Annotated in this window: 23 protein-coding genes, 1 tRNA gene and 1 riboswitch; of the genes, 16 read left to right on the top strand and 8 right to left on the bottom strand. The window is 71.1% G+C overall.

From position 1 onward, the window contains the following. Nucleotides 1-167: 167 nt before the first annotated feature. Nucleotides 168-243: transfer RNA gene (locus tag ME121_RS11855), tRNA-Ala, on the bottom strand. Between the two features lie 123 nt (nucleotides 244-366). Here ME121_RS11855 and ME121_RS11860 point away from each other — a divergent pair. Further along, nucleotides 367-669 (top strand): YggT family protein, encoded by a 303-nt coding sequence (locus ME121_RS11860; protein WP_010684838.1) that lies wholly within the window; start codon nucleotides 367-369, stop codon nucleotides 667-669. 12 nt (nucleotides 670-681) lie between these two features. Beyond that, nucleotides 682-1,725 carry a MaoC family dehydratase gene (locus tag ME121_RS11865; RefSeq protein WP_012321384.1) on the top strand — a complete coding sequence of 348 codons (1,044 nt, stop codon included), beginning with the start codon at nucleotides 682-684 and terminating at the stop codon, nucleotides 1,723-1,725. A gap of 53 nt (nucleotides 1,726-1,778) precedes the next feature. Here ME121_RS11865 and ME121_RS11870 read toward each other — a convergent pair whose 3' ends face one another. From ME121_RS11870 to ME121_RS11880, 3 genes are all read right to left on the bottom strand, one after another. Then, nucleotides 1,779-2,411 (bottom strand): outer membrane protein, encoded by a 633-nt coding sequence (locus ME121_RS11870; RefSeq protein WP_012321385.1) that lies wholly within the window; start codon nucleotides 2,409-2,411, stop codon nucleotides 1,779-1,781. A 134-nt stretch (nucleotides 2,412-2,545) separates the two neighbouring features. Further along, on the bottom strand, nucleotides 2,546-3,094 hold the full coding sequence (locus tag ME121_RS11875; protein ID WP_012321386.1) for a formaldehyde-activating enzyme: 549 nt from the start codon (nucleotides 3,092-3,094) through the stop codon (nucleotides 2,546-2,548). A gap of 104 nt (nucleotides 3,095-3,198) precedes the next feature. Then, on the bottom strand, nucleotides 3,199-3,570 hold the full coding sequence (locus tag ME121_RS11880) for a winged helix-turn-helix transcriptional regulator (protein ID WP_059408894.1): 372 nt from the start codon (nucleotides 3,568-3,570) through the stop codon (nucleotides 3,199-3,201). Between the two features lie 88 nt (nucleotides 3,571-3,658). On the opposite strand from ME121_RS11880, the gene ME121_RS11885 reads away from it, so the two are divergent. Next, nucleotides 3,659-4,273: an FMN-dependent NADH-azoreductase gene (locus ME121_RS11885; protein ID WP_059408895.1), complete on the top strand. Its 615-nt coding sequence runs from the start codon at nucleotides 3,659-3,661 to the stop codon at nucleotides 4,271-4,273. Nucleotides 4,274-4,337: 64 nt separating this feature from the next. Here ME121_RS11885 and ME121_RS11890 read toward each other — a convergent pair whose 3' ends face one another. Beyond that, nucleotides 4,338-4,901 (bottom strand): L,D-transpeptidase, encoded by a 564-nt coding sequence (locus ME121_RS11890; protein WP_012321389.1) that lies wholly within the window; start codon nucleotides 4,899-4,901, stop codon nucleotides 4,338-4,340. A gap of 250 nt (nucleotides 4,902-5,151) precedes the next feature. Between ME121_RS11890 and ME121_RS11895 the strand changes: the two genes are divergently transcribed. The 9 genes from ME121_RS11895 to crcB all read left to right on the top strand — a co-directional run bounded on the left by ME121_RS11895 (nucleotide 5,152) and on the right by crcB (nucleotide 16,704). Next, nucleotides 5,152-5,565, top strand: a complete 414-nt coding sequence (locus ME121_RS11895; protein ID WP_059408896.1) for a hypothetical protein — start codon at nucleotides 5,152-5,154, stop codon at nucleotides 5,563-5,565. A 156-nt stretch (nucleotides 5,566-5,721) separates the two neighbouring features. Continuing rightward, nucleotides 5,722-7,002: an efflux RND transporter periplasmic adaptor subunit gene (locus ME121_RS11900; RefSeq protein WP_024828774.1), complete on the top strand. Its 1,281-nt coding sequence runs from the start codon at nucleotides 5,722-5,724 to the stop codon at nucleotides 7,000-7,002. Nucleotides 7,003-7,020: 18 nt separating this feature from the next. Continuing rightward, the gene (locus ME121_RS11905; protein WP_012321392.1) at nucleotides 7,021-10,179 is read left to right on the top strand and encodes a multidrug efflux RND transporter permease subunit; all 3,159 of its coding nucleotides are present in this window, start codon (nucleotides 7,021-7,023) and stop codon (nucleotides 10,177-10,179) included. A gap of 344 nt (nucleotides 10,180-10,523) precedes the next feature. Next, the gene (locus ME121_RS11910) at nucleotides 10,524-12,140 is read left to right on the top strand and encodes an ABC transporter substrate-binding protein (protein ID WP_012321393.1); all 1,617 of its coding nucleotides are present in this window, start codon (nucleotides 10,524-10,526) and stop codon (nucleotides 12,138-12,140) included. Between the two features lie 9 nt (nucleotides 12,141-12,149). Beyond that, a complete protein-coding gene (locus ME121_RS11915; RefSeq protein WP_024828772.1) occupies nucleotides 12,150-13,130 on the top strand; it encodes an ABC transporter permease in 981 nt (326 codons plus the stop codon). A 10-nt stretch (nucleotides 13,131-13,140) separates the two neighbouring features. Further along, entirely contained in the window at nucleotides 13,141-14,112 is a 972-nt protein-coding gene (locus ME121_RS11920) for an ABC transporter permease (protein WP_029358723.1), read from the top strand. Then, nucleotides 14,109-15,089, top strand: a complete 981-nt coding sequence (locus ME121_RS11925; RefSeq protein WP_059408897.1) for an ABC transporter ATP-binding protein — start codon at nucleotides 14,109-14,111, stop codon at nucleotides 15,087-15,089. The genes ME121_RS11920 and ME121_RS11925 overlap by 4 nt, the downstream gene beginning before the upstream one ends. Beyond that, a complete protein-coding gene (locus ME121_RS11930; protein ID WP_012321397.1) occupies nucleotides 15,086-16,066 on the top strand; it encodes an ABC transporter ATP-binding protein in 981 nt (326 codons plus the stop codon). Before ME121_RS11925 ends, ME121_RS11930 begins: the two co-directional genes overlap by 4 nt. Nucleotides 16,067-16,131: 65 nt before the next feature. Continuing rightward, nucleotides 16,132-16,193, top strand: a riboswitch (Fluoride riboswitch). Between the two features lie 79 nt (nucleotides 16,194-16,272). Further along, entirely contained in the window at nucleotides 16,273-16,704 is a 432-nt protein-coding gene (crcB, locus tag ME121_RS11935) for a fluoride efflux transporter CrcB (protein ID WP_012321398.1), read from the top strand. 69 nt (nucleotides 16,705-16,773) lie between these two features. On the opposite strand, the gene ME121_RS11940 is transcribed toward crcB, so the two are convergent. Both ME121_RS11940 and ME121_RS11945 read right to left on the bottom strand, forming a co-directional pair. Next, entirely contained in the window at nucleotides 16,774-17,217 is a 444-nt protein-coding gene (locus tag ME121_RS11940; protein WP_012321399.1) for an MEKHLA domain-containing protein, read from the bottom strand. Between the two features lie 6 nt (nucleotides 17,218-17,223). Further along, nucleotides 17,224-18,384, bottom strand: coding sequence for an SMP-30/gluconolactonase/LRE family protein (locus tag ME121_RS11945; RefSeq protein ID WP_089231046.1), 1,161 nt, complete (start codon nucleotides 18,382-18,384; stop codon nucleotides 17,224-17,226). A 297-nt stretch (nucleotides 18,385-18,681) separates the two neighbouring features. Between ME121_RS11945 and ME121_RS11950 the strand changes: the two genes are divergently transcribed. After that, nucleotides 18,682-19,404, top strand: a complete 723-nt coding sequence (locus ME121_RS11950; RefSeq protein WP_012321401.1) for a nucleotide-binding protein — start codon at nucleotides 18,682-18,684, stop codon at nucleotides 19,402-19,404. 19 nt (nucleotides 19,405-19,423) lie between these two features. Here ME121_RS11950 and ME121_RS11955 read toward each other — a convergent pair whose 3' ends face one another. After that, nucleotides 19,424-20,809 carry a M20/M25/M40 family metallo-hydrolase gene (locus ME121_RS11955; RefSeq protein ID WP_058606267.1) on the bottom strand — a complete coding sequence of 462 codons (1,386 nt, stop codon included), beginning with the start codon at nucleotides 20,807-20,809 and terminating at the stop codon, nucleotides 19,424-19,426. A 293-nt stretch (nucleotides 20,810-21,102) separates the two neighbouring features. Between ME121_RS11955 and ME121_RS11960 the strand changes: the two genes are divergently transcribed. From ME121_RS11960 to ME121_RS11970, 3 genes are read left to right on the top strand one after another with little or no spacing between them, the layout of a single operon-like run. Continuing rightward, on the top strand, nucleotides 21,103-21,627 hold the full coding sequence (locus ME121_RS11960) for a (2Fe-2S)-binding protein (protein WP_024828767.1): 525 nt from the start codon (nucleotides 21,103-21,105) through the stop codon (nucleotides 21,625-21,627). Then, nucleotides 21,624-22,631, top strand: coding sequence for an FAD binding domain-containing protein (locus tag ME121_RS11965; protein ID WP_012321404.1), 1,008 nt, complete (start codon nucleotides 21,624-21,626; stop codon nucleotides 22,629-22,631). The genes ME121_RS11960 and ME121_RS11965 overlap by 4 nt, the downstream gene beginning before the upstream one ends. Nucleotides 22,632-22,639: 8 nt before the next feature. After that, a complete protein-coding gene (locus ME121_RS11970) occupies nucleotides 22,640-24,907 on the top strand; it encodes a xanthine dehydrogenase family protein molybdopterin-binding subunit (protein ID WP_012321405.1) in 2,268 nt (755 codons plus the stop codon). Nucleotides 24,908-24,973 lie beyond the last annotated feature (66 nt).

Genomic DNA, 24,973 nt, shown 5'->3' on the forward strand with positions numbered 1-24,973 from the left:
GATCCGGGCGTGGCGGCGGGCGCGGTCACGGGCCGGAAGCGGCTCGGAATTCGAGATCGGGTGGGTGGCGCGGGGCGCGGGAAGATCTCCGCCGACCGCCGCTAAGTCCCGGCCGCGACAGCGGTATCGCCGCGGCGCCGGGGTGCTGACTTGTCACCAGGAAAGCCTGGTGGAGCTGAGGGGATTCGAACCCCTGACCTCCGCAGTGCGATTGCGGCGCTCTCCCATCTGAGCTACAGCCCCGTCGAGGCGCCGGCCTTGTAGGCGCGGGCGGCTCGGCCTGTCAATTCCCTGTTTCAACGTCGCCCGCCGCGCGCCGCTCCGGCGCCCGGGTGCGGGCGCCCCGAAGGACACGCGCGGACCCGCATGAACGCCCTGATCTGGCTCTTCGACACGGTCGTCCAGCTTTTCATCTACGTCCTCATCGCGAGCGCGGTTCTCAGCTGGCTGGTGGCGTTCAACGTGGTGAACGTGCGCAACCCGATCGTCGCGCAGATCGGCGAGGTGCTCTACCGGCTGACCGAGCCGGTGCTGCGGCCGATCCGCAACCTGCTGCCCAATCTCGGCGGCGTCGACATCTCGCCGATCATCCTGATCCTGCTGCTGCTGTTCATCAGCCGCCTGCTGCACGAGTACGCCGTGCCCGCCACCTACGTTTACGCGCAGTAGGACTGCCCGCCCGTGAAGACGAATCCCGGCCGCTTCTTCGAGGATTTCCGCCTCGGCGAGACCATCCGCCACGCCACCCCGCGCACCGTGACGGTGGGCGACGTGGCGCTCTACACCGGCCTCTACGGTCCGCGCTTCGCCGTGCAGTCGTCGGACGCCTTCGCCCGGGCCATCGGCTACCCGAAGAGCCCGCTCGACGACCTGCTCACCTTCCACATGGTGTTCGGCAAGACCGTCCCGGACGTCTCCCTCAACGCGCTGGCCAATCTCGGCTACGCAGAGGGCGGGTTCCGGCGGCCGGTCTATCCGGGCGAGACGCTCTCCACGGTGTCGGAGGTGATCGGCCTCAAGGAGAGCTCGAACCGGCAGACCGGCGTGGTCTATGTCCGCTCGGTGGGGTCCGACGAGCGCGGCGAGACCGTGCTGAGCTATTGCCGCTGGGTGCTCGTGCGCAAGCGCGACCCCGAGGCGGCGATCGCCGAGGAGCACGTGCCGAGCCTCGCCAAGGTGGTCGACCCGCAGGACCTCGCGGGCGCCCTGCCGAAGCTCTCGGCCGCCGCCTACGACACCGACCTCGCCGGCAGCCCGCACCGCTTCGCGGATTACGCGGTGGGTGAGAAGATCGACCACGTCGACGGCATGACCGTCGAGGAGGCCGAGCACCAGATCGCCACGCGCCTGTTCCAGAACACCGCCAAGGTGCATTTCGACGGGCTCGCCGCCAAGGACACCCGCTTCGGCCGGCGCCTGATCTACGGCGGCCACGTGATCTCGCTGGCGCGGGCGCTGAGCTTCAACGGGCTCGGCAACGCCTTCGCCCTCGCGGGCATCAACGCCGGCCGCCACGTGGCGCCGCTGTTTTCCGGCGACACGGTCTATGCCTGGAGCGAGGTGCTGGCGACCGCCGATGTCGGCCGCGACGATGTCGGGCTCCTGCGCCTGCGCACGGTCGCCACCAAGAACCAACCCTGCGGTGCCTTCCCGGACCGCGCCGGCGACGGCTACGACCCGGCGGTGATCCTCGACCTCGACTACTGGGCGTTCGTGCCGAAGTAGGCGGCCGCGGCGCCTCGGTCGCCGCGCCGCAAGGCGGGACCGGCGGGGGCGCCTCAGCGGATCCCGCCGCCGACCACGCCCGCCTCGACCGCCAGCGAGAGGCGGTCCGTGACCGCCCACTCGACGCCCACGCCGGCGACCGGCCGCACCGCGATGTCCTGGCGCGTGAACGGCAGCGACCCCGGGGTCGGCCCGACGCGCAGCGTCTGGTGCAGGGCCAGGGCGCCGGTCTTGGCGTAGACCAGGACGTCCGGCGCGACGAGGGTGCCGACCTTCACCTCCAGCGATCCGGCGAAGTCGTTGGAATAGGCGAGCCGCCCGTAGCCCGGCGTGAGGTTGCCGCCGAGGCCGGCCAGGTAATCGAACCCGCCGCTGATGCCGTAGAGGATCGGGCCCTCCTGCCACATCCGGCCGCCCTCGAACCCGACGGTCGGTCCCGAATAGCTGCCGAAATGCCGGGACGTGCTGACCGCGTAGCCGGTCGAGAGGCGGGCGTAAGAGCCGGTCCAGCGGCCGTACGCGTCCTCGGGCATCTGCGGCCACGCGAAGGAGGGCAGCGGCGCGAAGCCGATGGACGGCCAGAACAGCGCCTGGGCGGCGGCGGGGCCTGCCGGGAGCCAGCAGGCCCCGAGCACGAGGCCGGCCGCGAGGCGGCGGAACGGACGGGAATCGGCGCGTCTGCTCATGCCGCCATCCTACCCGAAGGCGTCGGGTCGCGACAGGCTTGGCCGTGCCCTCCCGCGGAATCGTGCGCGTCCCGCCCGCCCGTCGCCGGCCGGGGCCGCGGCGGCGGGCGGGCGATCGCCGCGGGGCCGGGCGCTCAGATTTTTCCGTCGAGGCCCATCTGGTAGTACTTGTGGGTGATCTTGTCCTGGTTCTCGAGGAGCCAGTCGATCGAGGGCTCGTTGGTCATGGCCTTGCGGATGGCCTCGGTCATGCCCCTGCGCTGGATGTCGAACAGGGCCTTGTGGTCGACGTGCTGGGCCTCGATGACGCCGGGGCTGAGCCAGACCGAGCAGATGATGCCGAGGTCGTTGGCCTTGTGCTTGGGGATGTAGCCGGCGCGCACGGCATCCAGGACGCCGTTGGCGATGGCGAACTGGACGGTGCCCATCAGGATCGAGGTGTACTTGCTCTCGGTGACGCTGACCTTGGACACGCACAGGGTGACCGGGCGGACCATGATGTCGGTGTTGAGCAGGGCGAAGACGCGGCTGTGCCCGACGACCTGATCGCCGGTGAGCGTGGCCAGGGCGGTGCCGACCGGCCCGTCGAGCTCGCCGATGATGACCTCGGGCTCGGAGGCGGTGTTGGGCGGTCCGCCCGCCACCAGGGCCTCCCCGGCCCGCAGGATGATGCGCTCGTTCATGCTGTCCCTCGTCAAGGTCGGGCGATCCCGCTCTGCCCGACGGCGCGGCACCTAACACCGGCCCGCCGGGCCTGTCGACGCGGGCGCGGCTCCCGCCCGACGCCTCACGCGCCGTCGCGCGCCTCGCGGCGGAGCTGCGCCGCGTCGATGTGGTCGGGGTGCCGGAAGGCCCGGGTGCCCAGCACCCGAACCGGCCCCGCCAGCGCGTGGCCGAGTTCCGTCAGCGCGTCGTCGACCCGCGGCGGGATCGCGGGCGTCACGGTCCGGGTCACCAGCCCGTCGCGCTCCCGGTTCCGCAAGGTCAGTGTCGATCTCCGCTGGGAGATGGTGCCGATGCCCCGCCTCAGTTCGTCGAAGCGCTGCGCGCGCAGGAGCATGATGACGGGCAGGCTCCACGTGGCGCCGATACGCGACTGGACGCGCGAGACCTTCTCGGATTCGGGCCCGTGCCCGGCACCCGGCTCAGTCACATCCATGTAACCTCGGTATCAACCCTGTGCGTTCTTGCGCGGTCGACGCGCGGCCGTATCCTGATCCGGTCACAAAGAGGAACCGGGTTACGCTATGAAACTCCTCCATCTCGACGCCAGCATCCTGGGCACCGGCTCGGTCTCGCGGGAGCTGTCCGCGCTGATCGTCCGGCGCCTCGCCGGGGATGCGCCGGACGCCGTGACCTACCGGGATCTCGTCGCCGAGAATCCGCCGCACCTGACGGTCGCGACCCTGCCGGGTGCCCACCCGGTCTCGGCCATGGCCGGCCCCCTCGACGCGGCCGGACAGGCCGTCCGGGACGCCAGCGACCGGATGCTGTCGGAGTTCGTCGCCGCCGACACGGTCGTCATCGGCGTGCCGATGTACAATTTCACGATCCCGTCGCAGCTCAAGGCCTGGATCGACCGCCTGCTCGTGCCGGGCACGACCTTCCGCTACGGCGCCGCCGGGCCGGAGGGGCTGATGGGCGGCAAGCGCGTGATCCTGGCCCTCGCCCGCGGCGGCTTCTACGGGCCGGGCCCGGCCTCCGTCCCGGCGGAGCATGCCGAGCACTACCTGCGCACGGTGTTCGGCTTCATGGGCATCGTGCCCGAGCTGGTGCTGGCCGAGGGGCTGGCGGCCGGCGAGCACAACAAGGCGCAGGCCCTGGCCTCGGCGCGCGACGCGGTCGGGCAGCTCGCCGCCTGAGGCCGAGCGACCGGCCGCGGGGCGGCCGGCGGGGCGGCGGCGGCCGACGCCGCCGCCCGCCCGATCAGTCGCGCACGACGACCTTGGTACCGACGCGAACCCGGTCGTAGAGGTCGACCACGTCCTTGTTGGTCATGCGGATGCAGCCGGAGGAGACCGCCGCGCCCATCGTCTCGGGCTCGTTCGACCCGTGGATGCGGTAGAGCGAGGAGCCGAGATAGAGGGCGCGGGCGCCCAGCGGGTTGTCCTGGCCGCCGGCCATGTAGCGCGGCAGGTCGGGGCGGCGGGCCAGCATCTGCTGCGGCGGGCGCCAGTCCGGCCATTCCTTCTTCATGGTGACGGTCTTGGTGCCGGACCACGAGAAGCCCTGCCGCCCGACGCCCACGCCGTAGCGGACCGCCGCGCCGCCGCCGAGCACGTAGTAGAGCCGGCGCTGGCGGGTCGAGACCACGATGGTGCCGGGCTTCTCCTTGCCGGTCCACGCCACCGTCTCGCGCGGGATCGCCTGGCTGCGGAAGATGTTGAGGAAGTCCGCGATCGGACCCCTGTCCAGCGGGTTGGCGGCCGCCGCCGGGGCGCTCCCGAGCAGCAGGCCCGCGAGCCCGAGTAGCGCGATCCGTCTCGACATCGTCTTCCGTCCTCCGTTCGTCGCGGCGCGGGTTCTCGCGGACCTTTGCAGACCTCGGCAGACATGGCCCGGGCCCGCGCGAGAACCCTGCGCGCATCGGGCGAGCCGGCCCGGACTTCACGGCAAGGTTGAGGCCGGGTCGCCGGCATGGACACTTCCGGGCGTAGATGTGTGCTGCGCGCAACACTGGGCGGGTGGCGCGACGCCGTGGGTGATTGCGCGCGGCGACAGCCATGCTTATCTCAGATCCGTGATCCGATCCGCCGCCCTTCTGGCCCGCCGCGTCGCGGACCTGCCGGACCGCCTCGCCAGGGGCCTCGCCGCGCTGGCGCTGCTCGTCCTCGCGACGGCCACGCTGGCGGCTGTGCCCGCGCGGGCCGAGACCGCACGGGCGGAGGGCCCGGCCTGCGCCGTCGCGAGCCCGCGCCTGACGGTCCTGTCCGGCGCGCCGGACGCGCAGCCCGAGGCCAAGCGGTCGGTCTTCGGCCGCACCGATCTCTGCGCCGCCGACAGCGAGATCCTCACCGAACTGGGGCTGCCGCGCCCGCCGGTCGACGCGCCGCGCCCGCGTCACACTGTCTCCGCATCGTTCGATTACAGGTCCGACAGCGTGCCGGCCTCCGCGCCGGACGGTTCGCCGCACCGGCCTCCACGCCGGGCCTGACGCGCGCCCCGGTCTCGCGGCCGGCATGAAGGCGCGCCCGTCCTGATCTTCGTCTGACCGGCCCCGTGACCGGTCCCGGGATCTGACTCGACGATGCGCGGGCCCATGCTCCGCGCCAGCCTCAGCAGACGCATGCTTTCAGGAGCGTCGGTAATCGTGACCCGCACTTTGTCCGCCAGAATCCCGTCGTCGTTCCGCGCCTCGGCCCGCGCGACCGCCCTCCTGCCCGCGGCCCTGCTCCTGCTGGGCGTCGCCGCCTGCAACCCGAAGCAGGTCGCCGCGCCGACCCCGCCGGTGCCGGAAGTCGGGTTCGTCAAGGTGGAGCCCCAGGCGATCCCCTACCTGCGCGACCTGCCGGGCCGCGTCGCGCCGATGCGCATCGCCGAGGTCCGCTCCCGGGTCTCCGGGCTCGTGGTCAAGCGGCTCTTCGAGCAGGGCAGCCAGGTCAAGGAGGGCGACATCCTCTACAAGATCGACCCGGCGCCCTACGAGGTCGAGCTCGCCAGCGCCGAGGCGGCCCTCGCCCGCCAGGAGGCCGCCCTGGTGCTCGCCCGCCAGCAGGCGGACCGGCTCGAGCAGCTGCTCTCCCGCGCCACCGCGAGCCAGGCGCAGTACGACGCCGCCTTCGCGGCCAAGAAGCAGGCGGAGGCCGAGGTGGCCGGCGCCAAGGCGACCCGCGACCGGGCGCAGCTCAACCTCGGCTGGACCGACGTGCGCGCGCCGATCACCGGCCGCATCGGCCGGGCGCTGCTCACCGAGGGTACCCTGATCGAGCCGGGCTCCACCGGCGCGCTCGCCACGATCCAGCAGCTCGACCCGATCTACGTCGACATCACCCAGTCGGTTGGCGAACTGAACCGCCTGCGCCGGGACCTCGCCAGCGGCGAGCTGGCGCGGCTCGAGGACAACACCGCCAACGTCCACCTGATCATGGACGACGGCTCGCTCTACCCGCTGGCCGGTCGGCTGCTGTTCTCGGACGTCACCGCCGATCCGAGCACCGGCCAGGTGACCCTGCGGGTCCAGTTCCCGAACCCGCACGACGAGCTGTTCCCCGGCATGTACGTGCGGGCGCGGATCAAGCAGGGCATCGATTCCGACGCGATCGCGGTGCCGCAGCAGGCGATCCAGCGCACCGACGACGGCCGCGCCGAGGTCTGGATCGTGCGCGCCGACGAGACCGTGATGCGCCAGCCCGTCGAGGTCGGGCCGGTGGTCGGGCAGAACTGGCTGATCCGTTCGGGCCTCAAGGCCGGCGAGCGCGTCATCATCGACGGCTTCCAGAAGATCACCGTCGGCGCCAAGGTGAAGCCCCTCGACCAGACCCCGGTCCACGGCGAGACCGGACCGAAGCACGACACCGACGAGGCCCCCGACGTGCCGGGCGACAAGGCGGAGGTCGCCCCGCGGGCCGCCGCCGTCCAGCAGCGCCGCTGAGTCCGGGAGAGCCCGATCATGGCACGCTTCTTCATCGACCGCCCGGTCTTCGCCTGGGTGGTGGCGCTGTTCATCTGCCTGGGCGGCGCCCTCGCGATCCCGAACCTGCCGGTGGCGCAGTACCCGGTGATCGCGCCCCCCTCCATCGCCCTGTCCACGGCCTATCCGGGGGCCTCGGTGGAGAGCCTCTACATCGGCACGACCCGGCTCATCGAGGATGAGCTCAACGGCGCCGCCAACATCATGAGCTTCGAGTCGACCACCGACTCGTTCGGCTCGGTCAACATCACCGCCACCTTCCAGCCGGGCACCGACCCGTCGCTCGCCTCGGTCGAGGTGCAGAACCGGCTGAAGCGCGTCGAGGCGCGCCTGCCCGCGGAAGTGCGCCAGCAGGGCATCCTGGTGGAGGAGGCCTCGGCCGCGACCCTCAACATCATCACCCTCGTCTCCACCGACGGGTCGATGGACGAGGTCGGCCTCGGCGACTTCCTGATCCGCAACGTCATCAACGAGATCCGGCGCATCCCCGGGGTCGGGCGCGCGACGCTCTACTCCACCGAGCGGTCGCTGCGCGTCTGGGTCGATCCCGACAAGCTGCGCGGCCTCTCGCTCAGCGCCTCGGACGTCACCGACGCGATCCGCAACCAGAACGTCCAGGTCGCCTCCGGCTCGGTCGGCGCGCAGCCGAGCCCGACCCGGCAGGCGCTCACCGTGCCGATCATCGTGAAGGGCCAGCTCGGCACGATCGAGGAGTTCGGCGCCATCGTGCTGCGGGCCAATCCCGACGGCTCGAACGTGCGCCTGCGCGACGTCGCCCGGATCGAGCTCGGCGGTGACGCCTACCAGTTCTCGACCCGCCTCAACGGCGGCCCCGCCGCCGGCATCTCGGTGACGCTCGCCCCCGACGGCAACGCGCTCGAGACCGCCAAGGCGATCCGCGCCAAGATGGTGGAGCTGTCCCAGTTCTTCCCGCCGGACCTGAAGTGGGACATCCCCTACGACATCACCCCGGCGGTGGAGGCCTCCATCGAGAAGGTGCTGCACACGCTCGTCGAGGCGGTGGTGCTGGTCTTCCTCGTGATGTTCCTGTTCCTGCAGAACATCCGCTACACCCTGATCCCCACCATCGTGGTGCCGATCGCCCTCATGGGCACCGTCACGGTGATGTGGATCTCGGGCTTCTCGGTGAACGTGCTCACCATGTTCGGCATGGTGCTGGCCATCGGCATCCTGGTCGACGACGCCATCGTGGTGGTCGAGAACGTCGAGCGGATCATGAACGAGGAGGGGCTGCCACCCAAGGAGGCCACCAAGAAGGCCATGGGGCAGATCACCGGCGCGATCATCGGCATCACCCTGGTGCTGGTGGCGGTGTTCATCCCGATGGCGTTCTTCCCCGGCTCGGTGGGCATCATCTACCGGCAGTTCTCGATCGCGATGGTGACCTCCATCGCCTTCTCGGCGCTGCTCGCCCTGTCGCTGACGCCGGCGCTCTGCGCGACCTTCCTGAAGCCGATCGAGAAGGGCCACGGCCACGCCAAGGGCGGCGTGTTCGGGATGTTCAACCGGTTCGTCGACCGGGAGACCGCCCGCTACGGCCGCGGCACCGCGGCGTTCATCCGGAAGTCCGGTCGGGTGATGCTGGTCTACGTCGCGCTCGTGGCGGGGACCGCTTACGCCTTCGTCAACCTGCCGGAGGGCTTCCTGCCGGTGGAGGACCAGGGCTTCTTCACGGTCGACGTCCAGACGCCCCCGGGCGCCTCCTACAACCGCACCCAGGAGGCGGTGCGCAAGGTCGAGGAGCACCTGCTGGCGCAGCCCGGCGTCGCCACCGTGACGATGCTGAACGGCTTCTCGTTCTCCGGCCAGGCCCCGAGCACCAGCCAGGCCTTCGTGACCCTCAAGCCCTGGTCCGAGCGCGACGCCAAGAACTCGGCCGCCGCCCTCGTGGCCGGCACCAACGCGGCGCTCGCCAGCTACCGCGACGCCACGGTGGACGCCCAGGAGCCGCCGCCGGTCGACAACCTCGGCAACGCGGCGGGCTTCTCGTTCCGCCTCCAGGACCGGGCCAACCGCGGCTACGCGGCCCTGCTGTCAGCCCAGGAGCAGTTGCTGAAGCTCGCGCAGCAGAGCCCGATCCTCCAGAAGGTGAAGATCGAGGGCCTGCCGCCGACCCCGCAGGCGGAGCTGGTCATCGACCGCGAGAAGGCGGCGGCGCTCGGCGTGAAGTTCGAGGACATCAACAACACGATCCAGCTCAACCTCGGCTCGGTCTACCCGAACGACTTCCCCAACCGCGGCAAGATGCAGCGCGTCTACGTCCAGGCCGAGCAGCTCCAGCGCATGAACGCGGCGGACATCCTCAACTACGCGGTGAAGAACGCCACCAACACGATGGTGCCGATGTCGTCCTTCGCGGAGCTGAAATGGAGCATGGGGCCGAGCCAGATCGTCGGCTTCAACGGCTACCAGTCGGTGCGCTTCACCGGCGAGCCGAACCCCGGCTACACGTCGGGCGACGCGATCGCCGAGATGGAGCGGCTGATGCTGCAGCTGCCCAAGGGCTTCGGCTACGCCTGGACGGGCCAGTCCTACCAGGAGAAGCAGGCGGGCAGCCAGGCGAGCCTGCTGCTCGCCCTGTCGGTGCTGATCGTGTTCCTGTGCCTCGCCGCGCTCTACGAGAGCTGGGCGATCCCGGTCTCGGTGATGCTGGTGATCCCGCTCGGCGTCATCGGCGCGGTGGCGGCCGTGTACCTGCGCGGCATGCCCAACGACGTGTACTTCAAGATCGGGCTGATCACGATCATCGGCCTCTCGGCCAAGAACGCGATCCTGATCGTGGAGTTCGCCCGCGACCTCTGGAAGCCCGGCACCTCCGTGGTGCGGGCGGCGATCGAGGCCGCGACGCTCCGGTTCCGGCCGATCGTGATGACTTCGCTCGCCTTCATCTTCGGCGTGGTGCCGCTGGCCATCGCCACCGGCGCCGCCTCGAAGAGCCAGCAGGCGATCGGCACCGGCGTGATGGGCGGCATGATCACCGCGACCGTGCTGGCGGTGTTCTTCGTGCCGGTGTTCTTCGTCGTCGTCATGCGCCTGTTCCGGCGCAAGGCGGTAGCGGAGGGCGAGCGGGCCGAGGCGGAGACGCGGCACGAGCCGGCGCGCGTGGCGGCCGAGTAGGCCGGCCTCGGCCGCGCGCTCTGGCGTCCGGTCGACGTCTTCGTTGGGTGCCGGCCGCTCCGTCATCACGGGCGGAGCGAAGTGACCCAGGGTCGCACGACGCCGCGAGGCGTGGCGCCGCCCTGGCTCGCCTCGCTGCGCTCGCAAAGACGGGGCGCGTCACAGCCATCGATCGGACATGGCGATGAAGCGGGGAAAACGCGCTTTGCAAGGCGACTCATGTCGCGCAGCCGCGACAGGCTCGGCCATCGTCTTGTATACAGCTGGTCCGAAGCTTGCTGTCGCCGCGGTGGACACCGCCGGGGCTGCCGGCCGGTGGCGCATTCACGGTCTCGGAGATCCGCTTGTCCCGTTCAGCCCTGAAGATTCTCGCCCGCGGCGTGTCCGCGGTCGCGGTCGCGACGTTCGCGTTCGCCGCGCTGCCCGCGCAGGCCGCCAACGTCTTCCGCTTCGCCTTCCAGGGTGACCTGAAATCCCTCGATCCCTACTCCCTCAAGGAGAGCTTCACGGAAGGAATGCAGGAGGCGGCCTACGAGCCCCTCGTCACCCTCGACAAGAACCTGAAATTCGCGCCCGCCCTCGCGGAATCCTGGGAGACGCCCGAGCCGACCCGCTGGCGCTTCCACCTGCGCAAGAACGTCAAGTTCCACGACGGCTCGCCGTTCACCGCCGACGACGTGATCTTCTCCGCCCAGCGCGTCCGCGCGCCGGGCTCGAACTTCACGACCAACGTGCCCGCCGACGCCGAGTTCGTGAAGGTCGACGACTACACCGTCGACATGGTGCTGAAGAAGCCGAACCCCATCGCCATCGCCCAGTTCCCGACCTGGGTGATCATGTCGAAGGCGTGGTCCGAGAAGAACGGCGTCGTCCAGCCGACGCCGCCCAGCGCCACCAGCCCGAGCTACGCGACGCTCCACGAGAACGGCACCGGCCCGTTCGTGATCGCCGAGCACCAGCCCGGCGTGAAGACCGTCTTCAAGAAGTTCGACGGCTACTGGGGCAAGGTCGAGTCGAACCTCGACGAGGCGGTGCTGACCACCATCGCCAACCCGGCGACCCGCGTCGCGGCGCTGCTCTCCGGCGAGGTCGACTGGATCGACCCCGTGCCGCTGCAGGACCAGCAGCGGGTCAATGCCAGCGGCACCGCCACCGTGATGGCCGGGCCTGAGTTGCGCACGATCTTCCTCGGCATGGATCAGGACCGGGACGAGCTGAAGGATTCGAGCGTCAAGGGCAAGAACCCGTTCAAGGACATCAAGGTCCGCGAGGCCTTCTACCTCGCCATCGACGAGGACACGATCGCCAAGCGCGTGATGCGCGGGCAGGCGGTGCCCTCCGCGCTGATGATCGCCCCGGCCCTCTACGACCGCGGCGCCGAGTTCAAGCGCCCGGCCACCGACCTGAAGAAGGCCAAGGAGCTGATGGCCCAGGCGGGCTACCCGGACGGGTTCTCGCTCACCATGGACTGCCCCAACGACCGCTACGTCAACGACGAGGCGATCTGCCAGGCGGTGGTCTCAATGCTGGCGCGTATCAACGTCAAGGTGAACCTGAACGCCCAGCCGAAGGCCAAGTACTTCGCCAAGGTTCTGGCGCCGAACTACGACACCTCGTTCTACCTGCTCGGCTGGACCCCGTCCTCGCTCGACAGCCACAACATCCTCTACGAGATCGTCGGCTGCCGGAAGCCCGGCGACAAGTCGGGCCGCGGCGGCTGGAACCTCGCGGGCTACTGCGATCCGAAGATCGACGAGATCGCCGACAAGGTCGAGGGCGAGACCGACAAGACCAAGCGCGACGCCCTGATCAAGGAGGGCTTCGACGTCCTCAACGCCGACTGGGGTTACATCCCGCTGCACCAGCAGGCTCTCGCCTGGGGCGTCTCCAAGAAGGTCCACCTGACCCAGCGCGCCGACAACCTGCTCCTGCTCTACTGGGTGTCGAAGGACCCGCAGTAGGAGCGCGGCGTGCTCGCCTTCCTGCTGCGCCGGGTGATCCAGGCGGCCGCGGTCCTCGCGGTCGTCGGGCTCATCGCCTTCGCGATGTTCCGGTTCGCGGGCGATCCCGTGAACCAGATCGTCGGCCCCGACACCACCGTGGCCGAGCGGGCCCAGATCCGGACGGATCTGGGCCTCGACGATCCGGTGCTGGTCCAGTTCGTCCGCTATGCCGGCAACGTGGTGCGGGGCCAGTTCGGCATCTCGTACCAGTTCCGGCAGCCGGTCTCGCAGCTCTTGGCCGAGCGCATGCCGGCGACGCTGGAGCTCGCCTTCTGCGCCACGGTCTTCGCCCTGGTGGTGGGGATCCTGATGGGCGTGTACTGCGCGCTCTTCCGCGAGTCCTGGCTCGCCGGGCTGTTCCAGGCGGTCTCGCTGATCGGGATCAGCCTGCCGACCTTCCTGATCGGCATCCTCCTGATCTACCTGTTCTCGGTGACGCTCGGCTGGCTGCCCTCCTACGGGCGGGGCGACACGGTCCGGCTCGGCTGGTGGACCACCGGCTTCCTCACCGCCTCCGGGCTCAAGGCGCTGATCCTGCCCTCGGTGACGCTCGGCCTGTTCCAGATGACGCTGATCATGCGGCTCGTGCGCGCCGAGATGCTGGAGGTCCTGCGCACCGACTACATCCGCTTCGCCCGGGCGCGGGGGCTCACCACCCGGGCCGTCCACCTGCGGCACGCCCTGAAGAACACCCTGGTGCCGGTGATCACCATCGCGGGCCTCCAGCTCGGCTCGGTGATCGCCTTCTCGATCATCACCGAGACGGTGTTCCAGTGGCCCGGCATGGGCCTGCTCTTCGTCCAGGCCGTGCAGAACGTCGATATCCCGATCATGTCCGCGTACCTGCTGCTCGTCGCGCTGATCTTCGTGACCATCAATCTCGTGGTCGACATCCTCTACACGGTGGTGGACCCGCGCCTGCGGCTGCCCGCCGGGCGGACGGCGTGAGGAGCGACCGATGAGCGGACGTGACATCGACGCGGGCGACGCCCCGCCGGTCCCACTGCCGGAGGCGAAGCCCTCCCGCCTCGCGCGCTGGCGCGATTCCGACCTGCTGGCGAACTTTCTGCGCTCGAAAACCGCTGTGGCGGCGCTGGTCGCCACCGTGCTGATGGTCGGGCTCGCCTTCGCGTCGCCGTGGATCGCGCCGCAGAACCCCTACGACCCGGCCCAGCTCGACCTGATCAACTCCAACCTGCCGCCGATCTGGCAGGCGGACGGGCAGGCGCCCTACTATCTCGGCACCGACGACCAGGGCCGGGACGTGCTCTCGGCGGTGCTGTACGGCCTGCGCCTGTCGCTGATCGTCGGCGTGCTCGGGGTGGTCACCTCCGGCATCCTCGGCATCGCGCTCGGCCTGATCGCCGGCTACGCGGGCGGGTTCCTCGACACGCTGATCATGCGGGTTGCCGACGTGCAGCTCACCTTCCCGGCGATCCTGATCGCCCTGGTGGTGGACGGCGTCGCCAAGGCCAGTTTCGGCAGCGCGCTGGATGTCGGGCCGCTGATCGGGCTGATCGTGGTCTCGATCGGCCTGTCCTTCTGGGTGCAGTACGCCCGGACCGTGCGCTCCTCCGTGATGGTCGAGAAGGGCAAGGACTACGTCCAGGCGGCGCGGCTGATCGGCCTGTCGCCGCCGGTGATCATGGTCCGCCACGTCCTGCCGAACGTCACCGGCCCGGTCTTCGTGATCGCGACGATCAACCTCGCGCTCGCGATCATCACCGAGGCGACCCTGTCGTTCCTCGGCACCGGCCTGCCCGAGACCATGCCGTCGCTGGGTACCCTGATCCGCACCGGCAACCGGTTCCTGTTCTCCGGCGAGTGGTGGATCGTCGCCTTCCCGGGGCTGGCGCTCGCCGGGCTCGTCATCGCCATCAACCTCCTGGGGGATTGGCTGCGCGACGCGCTCAATCCGAAGCTGCAATGAGCGACACCGTCCTCTCCGTGCGCGACCTGACGGTCGCCTTCGACACCCGCCGCGGGCCGCTCACCGCCATCGACCGGGTCTCGTTCGACATCGGCCGCGGCGAGATCCTGGGCGTCGTCGGCGAATCCGGGGCCGGCAAGTCGGTGACCGGCTCGGCGGTGATCGGGCTCATCGACCGGCCCGGCCGGATCGCCGGCGGCGAGATCCGCCTGCGCGGCGAGCGCATCGACAACCTCTCCCCGGAGGCGATGCGGCGCGTGCGGGGCCGGCGCATCGGCATGATCTTCCAGGATCCGCTGACCTCGCTCGACCCGCTGTTCCGGGTGGGCGACCAGATCGTCGAGACCCTGCGCACCCACACCGACCTGTCGGCGAAGGCGGCCCGCACCCGCGCCATCGACCTGCTGGCCGAGGTCGGCATCCCGGCGCCCGAGCGGCGCATCGACGGCTACCCGCACGAATTCTCCGGCGGCATGCGCCAGCGGGTGGTGATCGCGCTCGCCCTCGCCGCCGAGCCGGAGCTGATCATCGCCGACGAGCCGACCACGGCGCTCGACGTCTCGGTCCAGGCCCAGATCATCACCCTGCTCAAGCGTCTCTGCCGCGAGCACGGCACCGCGGTGATGCTGGTGACACACGACATGGGCGTGATCGCCGAGGCCGCCGACCGGGTGGCGGTGATGTATGCCGGGCGGGTGGCCGAGATCGGCCCGGTCGCCTCGGTGATCGCCGAGCCGCACCACCCCTACGCGGTCGGCCTGATGGGAGCGATCCCGACCCTGTCGCAGGAGGCCGACCGGCTGAGCCAGATCCCCGGCTCGATGCCGCGGCTCACCGCCATCCCGAAGGGCTGCGCCTTCAACCCGCGCTGCCCGAAGGTCTTTGCCCGCTGCCGCGTCGAGCGGCCGGAGCCGATCCCGGTCGACGCGAGCCGGGTCGCCTGTCACCTGTACGATGCAGCGGAGCGTGCGGCGTGAGCGCCTACGTCGAAGTCACCGACCTGCGCCGCCGGTTCGACGTCTCGAAGCCCTGGCTCAACCGGGTGATCGAGCGCGAGCCCCGGAAATTCCTCACGGCGGTCGACCGCGTCGGCTTCGCGATCGAGAAGGGCGAGACCTTCGCGATCGTCGGCGAATCCGGTTCCGGCAAGTCGACGGTGGCCCGCATGGTGGTCGGCCTGCTGCCGCCGAGTGCGGGCGAGGTGACGATCACTGGCGTCTCGATGACCGACCCGCGCCAGGCCGCGGCCCGGCGGCGCCTGCGCGCGCGCATCCAGATGATCTTCCAGGACCCCTACGCGTCCATGAACCCGCGCTGGCGGGTGGGGAAGATCATCGCCGAGCCGATCCGGGCCTTCAACCTGATCCACGGCGAGGGGGCGATCCGCGCCCGGGTGAGCGAACTGTTGGGCCTCGTCGGGCTCCACGCCGACGACGCGCGGAAATACCCGCACGAATTCTCCGGCGGCCAGCGCCAGCGGGTGGCGATCGCCCGGGCGCTGGCGAGCCAGGCCGAGTTCCTGGTGGGCGACGAGCCGACCTCCGCGCTCGACGTCTCGGTCCAGGCGCAGATCCTCAACCTGATGCGCGACCTGCAGGACCGGCTCGGGCTGACCTACCTGTTCATCTCCCACAACCTCGCCGTGGTCCGCCACATGGCGACCCGGGTGGGGGTGATGTATCTCGGCCGCCTCGTGGAGGTCGCGTCCGCCAAGGACCTGTTCGCGACGCCCCGCCACCCCTACACGCGGATGCTCCTCGACGCGGTGCCCGACCTCGCCCATGTCGGCCGCGCCCGGGTGCCGGTCTCGGGCGAGATCCCGAACCCGATCGACCCGCCGCCCGGCTGCACCTTCCACCCGCGCTGTCCGCTGGCCAACGACCGCTGCCGGACCGAGGTGCCGGCGCTCCTCGACGGCGTCGCCTGCCACGCCGTGCAGGAGGGGCGCGCCTGAGGGACCGGCACTGAGCGGCCGCCCGCGGCCTGCCGTTGCGCTCGGCCCGGGCAGGCGCTATGGCCCGTCCCGATGGGGATGGAGTTCCCCGAAACCGCCCGTCAGGGCTGATGACTCCTACCGCGAAACCGGCGGTGGGAGTGCGTCTTGCAAGCACCCGCCGCGACGGCGGGTTTCTCATGCCCGCCCGACGAACTGGAGCGCGCATGTCCTTCACCACCTGCATCCTGGTCATGATCGGCGGAGCCCTCGGCACGCTGGCCCGCTACGTCGTCTCGGTGCTGTCGCTGCCCATCAGCCGCGACCTGCCCTGGGGCACGATCCTCATCAACGTGACCGGCTCGTTCATCATCGGCCTGTTCGGCACGCTGACCCTGGCGCAGGGGCGATTCCCGGTCTCCGAGAACGTGCGCCTGTTCGTGATGATCGGGCTCTGCGGCGGCTACACGACCTTCTCGTCGTTCAGCCTCCAGACCCTCGACCTCATGCGGAACGGCGCGGTGGTCCGCGCCATGGTGAACGTGTGCGCCTCGGTGGTGCTCTGCGTCCTCGCGGTCGCGCTGGGCCACGTCGTGGCGGCCCACTGGAACGGCGGCGCCGTGCAGATCGCCCAGGTGAGCATCGAGGAGGACGGCTGACCGGACGGCCACCCGCAACGGCGGGCATGGGCCGCCGCGGGGCTCACGGGCCCCGGCGCGGCCCGGCCCTCACGCGTCGCGCCACTGCGCGAAGGTCGCGGCCTGGCCCACCGTCGCGCCGTCGCGGTCGAGCTGCCAGACCACCGCCTGGTCGATCCAGAAGCGCCGTCCGTCCTTGGCGATCCGCAGGCCGCGATAGCCGCGGCTGAAGCCGTCCCGGGTGACCGCGTCGAGGAGCCGCTGCCGCTCGGCCCGCTCGGGAGCCTCGGCCGAGAGCCGCGAGGGCAGGCCGACGAGTTCGTCCCACGCGTAGCCGAAGCAGGCCTGCGCGGTCCGGTTGGCGTAGACGAAGCGCGGATCCGCGCCGCCGTCATGGGCGAGCACCGCGAAGGGGGCCTCCGCGTAGAGCCAGTCCGCGTCGGCTCCCGCCGGCACCAGGGACTCGCCGAGTCGCCGCGCGTAGCTGCCGGTGAGCAGGGCGAAGAAGTCCGGGTCGTGCGAGAGGTCCGTCATGATCCGCTACAGGACTGGGTCCGCGTCGATGCGCATGCGCAGGATCGCGTAGGGCGGCTGCTGCAGGTCCCGGCCGCGGTTGAATTCCGGCCGCCGGTTGACCTGGGCCGCCGAGATATAGAGCCAACGGTCCGGGGTGATCCAGAAGGTGTCGGCCCAGACCAGCCGGTCGTCGGCGGCCAGCACCTCCACGGTGCCGTCCGGCAGGCGCCGGCCGACCGCGTTGTGCTCCTGCAGGCTGAGATAGACCCGGTCCTCGGAATCGGTCGTCAGTCCCCCGGTCATGCCCTTCTCGCCGAGATCCCGGACCGCGGCGGCCACGGCCGCGTCCGGGACGTCCGGGTCGCGCAGGGCCGCGGTCTCGACCGCGTAGAGCCGCCGGCTCATCAGCGGCGCGTAGTAGAGGCGGCCGCCGTCCGGGCTGATCGCGATGCCGTTGGCGCCGCCCTTCGGGCTCTTCTCGGGCGCGTCGCCCTTCCGCTCCATCACGGGGCGGCGCTCCACGAACTTGACCAGGCCCTCCTCGGATCGCGTGCTGGCATGGTCCGCGAGGCGCCGCACCACCCGCCCGCTGTCGAGGTCGACCGCCAGGATCGCGCCCGCGCCGGTCTGGCCCTGGTCGGTGACGTAGGCCAGCGCGCGGCCGTCGCGCACGTCGACCCGCAGGTCGTTCAGGGAGGAATCCGGAACCACGCCCGCGTCGAGGGGGATCGTCCGGCGGATGCTGTTCCGGCCGATATCGATCGCCAGGATCTTCGCGCCGCCCGGCACCGGCCGGCCCTTGCCCTCCGGCAGACCGGCATCGAGCACCCAGAGGGTGTCGTGGCGGTCGAAGACGCCGTTGGGGACGTGGAACAGCGACGCCTGCGGCGCCCCCGGATCCGGGCGGTTGGTCGCCGCGTCCGGGTAGGGCTTCACCGACCCGTCGGGCAGCACCTCGCCGAGGGTGATCGGCTCGGCGCCGGTGAAGCGCGGCATCATCACGAAGATCCGGCCGCCCCGGGCGATGGCGAGCCCCGTGGGGGTCGAGGGCGCGTCCGCCGCGACGGCGAGCTCCAGCGTCCCCACCGGCCGGCTCGTCGGGGGCGACGGCGCCGCGGCGCGCGCCGCGGGGGCGGCGAGGGCCGCGAGACCCGTTCCGAGCAGGCGGCGGCGATTGAGGCGCATGGGGATCCTGTCGCGGAGCTTGTCGGGGCGAGGGCCTTGGCGCGCCGCTCAACCCGTGGGGGTGCCGGCCCAACGCGCGGGCCCGGTGCCCGATCCCCCGACGCCGCATCTGGACGGAAGCCCGGCGCAGACCCGCGCGCCCGGCGATCGGGAGCCGCCTGCGGGCGGTCCACAGGTGCCGGGGCGCGACGCTGGCCCCGGCCCGCGGCGGCACGCTAAGCACGGTCGGGCCGGGCGTTCGATTCGGCGCCGCGCGGGCCGCGGCCCGGGCAGGCGATGTGGAGAGGTGGGACACGCATGGATCCCGAAGGATCCGAACCGGCGCCGGAGACCGCGCCCCGGCCCGCCGCCGGGCCGCTGCGGGTCCTCGCCCTGGCCGTGCAGAAGGGTGGAACGGGCAAGACCACCCTGGCGGCCTCCCTGGCCGTCGCCGCCGCGGAGGCGGGCGAGCAGGTGACGGCGCTCGATCTCGACCCGCAGGGCTCGCTGGCCGGATGGGGAGCCCTGCGCAAGAATGACGGCAGGAGCGGGAGCGACGCCGTCGCGGTCGACCGGGTCCAGCCCTGGGAGATGGGCCAGCTCTCGGAGATCCTCGGCATCCTCGCCGAGCAGGGCACGACGCTCGCCGTCCTCGACACCGCCGGCAGCGCCTCCGGCCTCGCGCCCGCGCTGAAGGACGCCGATTTCGTCCTGATGCCGGTCCGCCCCTCGCGGCTCGACATCGTGGCCGCCCGGCCGACGCTCCAGGCGCTCGTCGGCCTCGGCCTGCGGGAGCGGCTGGCCCTGGTGCTGAACCAGTGCCCGCCGCCGCCCTCGCCGCGCACCAGCGCCTACGCGGCGCAGCTCCGCGCCCTGGGCGTCCTGGCCGAGCCCGGGATCATCCACCGGGTCGACCACCAGGACGCCCTGGCGACCGGGCTCGGCGTCACGGAATTCGCCCCCGGCAGCCAGGCCGCCGAGGAGGTCCGGGCGCTCTGGGCCTGGATCGACGGGAAGATGCGGGCGGCGCCCGCCCGCTGAGATCGGCCCTCCGCCGGGCTCAGCCCTGGCCCAGGGCCGCGAGGATCCGCGCCCAGGAGCGCGTGCCCTTGTGGAAGCTCGTCAGGTCGTACTTCTCGTTGGGCGAGTGGATCCGGTCGTCGTCGAGCCCGAAGCCGATCAGCAGGGTGTCGCGCCCCAGGATCCGCTTGAAGTCGCCGACGATCGGGATCGAGCCGCCCGCGCCGACGGTGACCGCGGGCACCCCCCACTCGTCCTGCAGCGCCGCCTTGGCGGCCCCGAGCTGCGGCATGTCGAAGGGCAGGCTGATCGCCCGCGAGCCCTTGTAGGTGATGACCTCGACCTGGCAGTCCGCCGGCACCCGCGCGCGCACGAAGGCCTCGAAGCTCTCGGCGAGCCGCTTCGGGTCCTGGTCGTCCACGAGGCGGAACGAGACCTTGGCGGAGGCGGTGGAGGCGATCACCGTCTTGGTGCCCTCGCCGGTATAGCCGCCGACGATGCCGTTGGCGTCGCAGGAGGGGCGCGACTGCACCAGTTCGATCGGCATCCGGCCGCGCTCTCCCGCGGGCTCCTTGAGGCCGATCGGCCCGAGCAGCGTCTCCGGCGTCAGGCCGAGGCCGCGCCACTGCTCCAGGACCTCGGGCGGGCGCTCGTGCACGCCCTCGTAGAAGCCCGGGATCGTCACCCGCCCGTCCGCGTCGTGCAGGTCGGCGATGATCTTCGACAGAACGTGGATCGGGTTGCGCGCCGCGCCGCCGAAGAAGCCCGAATGCAGGTCGCGGTCGGCGCAGGTGACCTTCACCTCGAAATAGGCGAGCCCGCGCAGCGACGAGGTGATGGCCGGGGTCTTCCGGTCCCACATGCCGGTGTCGCAGACGAGGACCACGTCGCAGCCGAGTCTCTCGCGGTTGGCCGCGACCCACTCGGGAAGTCCCTGCGAGCCGCTCTCCTCGGCGCCCTCGATCAATATCGTGACGCCGCAGGGCAGCTCGCCGGTCATGGCGATGGTGGCCCGGCAGGCCTCCACGAAGGTCATCACCTGACCCTTGTCGTCGGAGGCGCCGCGCCCGACGATCGTCTTGCCGCCCCGGCCGTCCTCGGCGATGCGCGGCTCGAAAGGCGGCGTCGTCCAGAGATCGAGCGGGTCGACGGGCTGCACGTCGTAATGGCCGTAGAACAGGACGTGGGGCGCCCCGGGCTTCGGCTTGTGCGCCAGCACGACCGGATGGAGCGAGGTCTCCTCCACGGAGGTCTCGAAGCCGAGCGCGGTCAGGTCCTGGGCGAGCCAGGCGGCGGCCTCGCGGCACGGGCCGGCATAGGCGGGATCGGTGGAGATCGACGGGATCCGCAGGAAGGCGAACAGCCGCTCCAGGGCGTTCTCCAGGTCCGTGTCGATGTCGTTGAGGATCGCGTCGAGCGCGGCCATCGGGGGGCTCCGGGGTACGGCGTGGACTCTGCGAGAACTCTGCGGGAATTCCGCGCGCACGAGGGTTAGCCGAGGCGGGGCCACGGCGGCAACGTCGGACGGTGCGGCGGACGGACTTCTGGCCGCCGGCGCGCCGCCATCGCTCACGGGTTGAGAGCGCGCGCCGGAACAGGCGCAGATTGGAATGGTTATCGACCGAAAGCTCAGGCCGACGCCCGCCCGTCTCTCCCGGCTGCCGCTTCGGCCGATCCGTTCCCGCCCGGCTCCGGCCGGCCCAGCCCGTGGACGACATCATGCGACTCGAGACCCAGCCGCCGGTGTCGGCGGACACGCCGATCGGCATCACGCTGACGATCAACGGGCAGCGGCGCGAACTCCGGGTCGCGCCGTGGACCACCCTCCTCGACCTGCTGCGCGAGCGGCTCGACCTCACCGGCACCAAGAAGGGCTGCGACCACGGCCAGTGCGGCGCCTGCACGGTGCTGGTGAACGGCACCCGGGTGAATTCCTGCCTGACGCTGGCGGTGATGAAGGACGGCGCCGAGATCACGACGGTCGAGGGTCTCGCCGCCCTCGGCGACCGGGCGGGCAGCAACGCCCTTCACCCGATCCAGGAGGCGTTCATCGAGCACGACGCCTTCCAGTGCGGCTACTGCACCCCGGGCCAGCTCTGCTCGTCGGTCGGCCTGATGAACGAGGGCCACGCCCGCACAAGGGACGAGATCCGCGAGGCGATGAGCGGCAACATCTGCCGCTGCGGCGCCTACACCAACATCGTCGACGCCATCGAGGACGTCATGCAGGGAGGCGCCCGATGAACCGCTTCGACTACGTCCGCGCCGGCACGGTGGCGGAGGCGGTGCAGGCCTTCGGGGCGGGCGCGCGCTTCATCGCCGGCGGCACCAACCTGATCGACCTGATGAAGTACGAGGTCGAGAAGCCGGGCCGGCTGATCGACATCACCCAGCTGCCCCTCGACCGGATCGAGGCGCACGGGGACGGTCTCCGGATCGGGGCGCTCGTGACCAACGCCAAGGTGGCGTACGACGATCAGGTCGCGGCCCGCTACCCGCTCCTGCGCAACGCCATCCTGGCCGGCGCCTCGGCGCAGCTGCGCAACGCCGCCTCCACGGGCGGCAACCTGCTTCAGCGGACCCGCTGCTACTATTTCTACGACGTGGCCACGCCCTGCAACAAGCGCGCGCCGGGCTCCGGCTGCCCGGCGATCGGCGGGATGAACCGCATCCACGCGATCTTCGGGACGAGCGAGCACTGCATCGCCACCCACCCCTCCGACATGTGCATCGCGCTGGCCGCCCTGGAGGCCACCGTGCGGGTGAGCGGGCCGCAGGGCGACCGGTCGATCCCGTTCTCCGAGTTCCACCGCCTGCCGGGGGACTCTCCTGAGACGGACACGAACCTCGCCCCCGGCGAGATCATCGTGTCGGTCGACCTGCCGGAGAGCCGCTTCCCGCAGCACTACACCTACCTGAAGCTGCGCGACCGGCTGTCCTACGCCTTCGCGCTGGTCTCGGTGGCGGCGGCCCTGGAGCTCGACGGCGACCGGGTGAAGACCGCCCGGCTGGCGCTCGGCGGCGTCGCCCACAAGCCCTGGCGCAACCGCGAGGCCGAGGCCCTGCTGGAGGGCAAGCCCGCGACCCGCGAGAGCTTCCAGGCCGCGGCCGACCTGATCGTCGCGGAGGCCAAGCCCCAGTCGGAGAACGGCTTCAAGATCGATCTCGCCCGGCGGGCCATCGTGCGCGGCCTCGAGCAGGCCGCCGCCGGCACGCCCCAGTCGCTCAGCGACAAGCGCATCCAGTAGGTCCCGCCATGACCCACACCTCCAGCCCCCAGACCTTCAGCTCCACCGGCCGCGACACCTTCGTCGGCAGCCCGCGCAGCCGCATCGACGGGCCCGCCAAGGTCACCGGCCTCGCCAAGTACGCGGGCGAGTTCGCCGCGCCCGACCTCGCCTACGGCTTCGTGGTGTCGAGTTCGATCGCCAAGGGCCGGATCACCGGCATCGACTCCGCCGAGGCCGAGGCGGTGCCGGGCGTCCTCACGGTGCTCACCCACGAGAACCGGCCGCGCACCGCGTGGCGGGACAAGAACTTCCAGGACCAGGTGGCGCCCCCCGGCTCGCCGTTCCGCGCCCTCTACGACGACCTGATCGTGTTCAGCGGTCAGCCGGTCGCCCTGGTGGTGGCGGAGGATTTCGAGACGGCGCGCTACGCCGCGTCCCTCGTCCGCGTGAGCTACGCGATGGAGGAGCCCGGGACCGACCTGGAGGCCCTGCGCGGCACCGCCTACGACCCGCCCTACAAGCGCACGGGCATCAAGCCGCCGCCGGAGCCCTGGGGCGACGCCGACACGGCGTTCGGCAGCGCGCCGGTCCGCGTGCAGGGCGCCTACAGCCTCGCCGACGAGCACCACAACCCGATGGAGCCGCACGCCTCCACCGTGGTGGTCGAGCAGGACGGCACCTACACGGTCTACGACAAGATCCAGGGCGTCTCGAACAGCCACCAGTACCTCACCAACGTCTTCGGCCTGAAGCCCGATCAGGTGCGGGTGCTCAACCCCTATCTCGGCGGCGGCTTCGGCTCGGGCCTGCGCCCGCAGTACCAGCTGTTCCTGGCGATGCTGGCCGCCCAGGAGCTGAAGCGCTCCGTGCGCGTGACCCTGACCCGCGACCAGTTGTGGAGCTTCACCTACCGGTCCGAGGCGCTGCAGACGATCGCGCTCGGTGCCGCGCCGGACGGGACGCTGACGGCCCTCCGCCACGACGCGGTCCAGGGCACCTCGCAGTACGAGGATTACCAGGAGGTCGTCGTCAACTGGTCGGGTGTCCTCTACCGGTGCGACAACGTCGCCCTCGGCTACCGGCTGGTGAAGCTCGACACGCCGACGCCCGGCGACATGCGCGCGCCCGGCGCGGTGACCGGCGTCTTCGCGATCGAGACCGCGATGGACGAACTCGCCTACGCGACCGGGCTCGACCCGATCGACCTGCGGCTGAAGAACTACGCCGAGTCCGACGCCACCGCCGAGGGCAAGCCGTTCGGCTCGAAGGAGCTGAAGAGCTGCTTCCGGCAGGGCGCCGAGCGGTTCGGCTGGGCGAGGCGCAGCCCCGAGCCCCGCTCCATGCGCGACGGCCGGGAACTCGTCGGCTGGGGGGTGGCCACCGGCATCTGGGAATCGATGATGATGCAGTCGAGCGCCATCGCGACCCTGACGCCGGACGGCCGCCTGACGGTCGGCAACTCCACCGGCGACATCGGCACCGGCACCTACACGATCCTGACGCAGATCGCGGCCGACACGCTCGGCCTGCCGATGGACGCGGTGACGACCAAGCTCGGCGACACCCGCCTGCCGGAGGCCCCGGTCGCCGGCGGCTCGTGGACCGCCGCCTCCTCGGGCACCGCCGTGATGAAGGCCTGCCGCAACGTCGGCGCGCAGGTGTTCAAGCTCGCCCGCGCCATGGAGAACTCGCCGCTCGCCAACGTCGACTTCGACCGGGCCGTGTTCGCGGACGGCCGCATCGCGGTCGCGGGCGACCCGGGCCGCAGCGTCGCGCTGGTGGATGTCCTGCAGGCGGCCGGCGTCGACAAGGTCGAGGCCGTCGAGGAGGCCGGGCCCGACAAGGACTTCAATCAGAAATACGAAGCCTACACCCACTCGGCGATCTTCGCCGAGGTGAAGGTCGACGAGGAGCTGGGCCAGGTCCGGGTCACCCGCATCGTCTCGGCGATCGCGGCCGGCAAGGTGCTGAACCCGAAGACGGCGCGCAGCCAGATCCTCGGCGGCGTGGTGATGGGGATCGGCTCGGCGCTCGAGGAGGAGTCGATGCTCGACCACCGCATCGGCCGGTTCATGAACCACAATCTCGGCGAGTACCACGTGCCCGTCCACGCCGACATCTACGACATCGACGTGATCTTCGTGGAGGAGGAGGACAAGGCGAACCCGCTGGGCGTGAAGGGGCTCGGCGAGATCGGCATCGTCGGCACCGCGGCGGCGATCGCCAACGCGGTCTTCCACGCCACCGGCAGGCGGGTGCGCGACCTGCCGATCACCGTCGACAAGCTCCTGTGAGCGGCGAATGTTTCACAGGAAACATTGACGGTTCGGCAAGGAGTCGGACGCGGGCGCTCCGCCGCG

This window comes from Methylobacterium sp. ME121 (assembly GCF_000974725.1).
Classification (GTDB): domain Bacteria; phylum Pseudomonadota; class Alphaproteobacteria; order Rhizobiales; family Beijerinckiaceae; genus Methylobacterium; species Methylobacterium radiotolerans.